Source organism: Vibrio sp. 10N.261.52.A1 (genome assembly GCF_002876325.1).
Lineage (GTDB): Bacteria > Pseudomonadota > Gammaproteobacteria > Enterobacterales > Vibrionaceae > Vibrio > Vibrio chagasii.
On sequence record NZ_MCYD01001293.1, the window covers coordinates 1 to 2,545 of the forward strand.

Annotated in this window: 2 protein-coding genes; both read right to left on the reverse strand. The window is 40.7% G+C overall.

Translation table 11 applies throughout. The annotated features are described in order from the left end of the window. The coding region (locus tag BCT81_RS27005; RefSeq protein ID WP_102426458.1) for a hypothetical protein at nucleotides 1-916 on the reverse strand (916 nt) is incomplete at its 3' end. 373 nt (nucleotides 917-1,289) lie between these two features. Continuing rightward, the gene (locus BCT81_RS27010; protein ID WP_102426459.1) at nucleotides 1,290-2,204 is read right to left on the reverse strand and encodes a VirK/YbjX family protein; all 915 of its coding nucleotides are present in this window, start codon (nucleotides 2,202-2,204) and stop codon (nucleotides 1,290-1,292) included. Nucleotides 2,205-2,545: the final 341 nt, after the last annotated feature.

The following is a 2,545-nucleotide window of genomic DNA, read 5'->3' on the forward strand; positions in this document are numbered from 1 at the left end:
GTAGCCTAAGCTGCCCTTTTATATTAGGTAGCAGGATGATAATCGATACTAATTCGTTGGCCGAAGCAAGCAAATGGTAGATACGAGTCAGGTTTACTACAATCCCCAGTTTAATCGCTGCGTCTATTTGAGGTGAAAATAGCAAAAATACGACCAAAGAAGTGGTCGGTAGGAGCGAGAATAAAGAAGTGAGCAGCATCGCAGCGTATTTACTGCGGGCCTCTCTCATTCGAGATGAAAGATACGTCTCGGTACTCAGACGTGTATCACTCTGAAAACTATCACGATTAATAGACGAGCCGTGATGATAGTTTTCATGGATGGCTGATAATTTCTTAGTAAGGATTGAGCCTTGAGTATTTCGAGTCTCTGATAGCCACTCCATTGTTTTGGATATGTAGACCTTGTAGGCAGCAATAAAGAGTGCGCTGACCAGGATTGAGAGAGCAAACCGATAATCTAAAACCACACTAATCACTAACAAGCTTAAGCTGAAATTCAGTAGTGCAGAGATAGAATGAAATGAATAACCAATAAAGCTAATGATGGTCTCTTTACCTTGAGAGACCAGAATACCTTTGATGTTATCGGTGTCGGTTTTGTTGGTGCACGAACCGTAGATCGTTGTGGCAGCAGACCAAAAGTCATTCAGTGCAGAGCACAACCACGCCTCCCGAGACATATCACTGAAATATGAGACACAATAAGGCAGTACCATACACGTCAAGTAAACAACGGCCCATAGTTTGAAATCAACACTGTCGAAGCCAACACTGTTGACTTCGTAGATGATTTGAACGGATGCGTAAACAGAGATTGCGATAGAGAGTTGGTGTATGCTCGCAAAAGAGAGTGCCAACCAAGCGTGCTTATTGAACAGGCTTAGCGCAATAGACCTTACTGATTCAAACTTCATACAGGGAACATCCGTTTAGTGCTGTAATTTTTGTGCTTACTTAGATGAAGTTCATCCTACAAATAGGACTCTCTTGCAATATGAATTGTCCTTCTATTTAAAAGATATGCAACGCAACACTCATAAGTTGTGGTTTTGTTGATATAATGTTATCAGTATAACTCTTCTTGATGGTCAAAAAGCTATTGCTTTTGAACTTGCTTCTTATCCTGTTTTTCGCTCTAGATTTAAGATGCAGGACTTTGGAAATGCGTTAATTAGTGAGGGGTGGATTATGGGAACAGTGTTAAAAAGCCCCGTGAATACGAGGCTTTTCTGTGTCACAAGTCACTTATTTGCGGATGTTAAGAAGGTGTGGCGAGTTTACACTCTCTCAACTTACTTTCGCTAAATCTACGTTTAACGTGATAGGAGCTTGCAGGTGAGGGTTAATAGCGGCTCTGAGATCTTCTTCATATTGGTCCAGCCAAGCGTAACGTTGGCGGTATAGCTTTCGTTTTTGGCGTTTAAGCGGCTCAAGATCCTTTCTTGTTGCGCGTAAAGGCAACACGTAAAAGCACTTGTTATGTTGTGCTCCGTTATGCTCTTCCCAAAGCTCATCATATTTTAGGTTGATGTCTTTGCTTTTCTTTCCATAGCGGAGTGAGTTTGATACATGGCTCGCTTCGTTTACTGCGTAAATGTGCGTGATACCCAGGTCTGCAGCCATCAGTCTTAGTGTTTCGACGATGAATGATTTAGGTCTTAAGCCGTAAAAAGCTTTGGTGAACGCTCGGCTGAACCCGTTATCGTTGGCTCCACCCTGAACACCACCGATGTAGATATCATTGTTAAAGACAGAAAATGATAGGGTGTACATCTTATTCAATTGTGAATCAGTCAGAGACAGCGTTAGCTCACCTTCTTTTCTTGAATTGCGCTCAAAGCTGAGGTTCAGTAAGTAAGTTTGTTCATCAATTTCTAGCTCTAAAAGGTTGATTCTTTCGTTGTAAATATTGTGTCGAGCTGGAGTGTTGAACGTATTTTCAAACCAATCGTAATGCTTTGATAAAATTTCGATTTTCTGCTTTTTGCTAAAGCCATTACATAGGTAGGGAGTGACAAACTTAGATAGGAAGTTTGGTTGTTTTTTAAACAAGAGTTTTCTCTCATCAGAGTTGAAATTCTCATTCATTTTTTTCGTATCTGAGTAATAAAACAATGCTCGAATTGTAAACTTAGCTATCGCCTTGTACTTGCCCTTGTTTTTATGGACATTTGCGTCAATTCCCATACGAACTACATTCATAATCACCTCAAAAGAAGAAGCATCCCCCGACACATTCGCGTGGGTTTTACGTTCTTTACACTCATAAACATCAAGGTTGCGATGATAATGAAAAGTGAAATTTAGGTATGTATGGGTATGTATGACAATGTAATGGGAACAATTACTTAGTGTGTGGATTTTGCTCAGGTCGAAACGACTAGTTCACGGGTACTTGATGGTTAAACAAAAATGCCACTGCAAAGAGGCAGTGGCATTGCTTATCTATCGCTTGTTATCAACGCAGGGCTAAATTAAAGCTCTAACAGTTTGGCCAGTTCACGCTCTTCTAGAAGCTCTTCAATACGTTGTCGAGTTTTAGG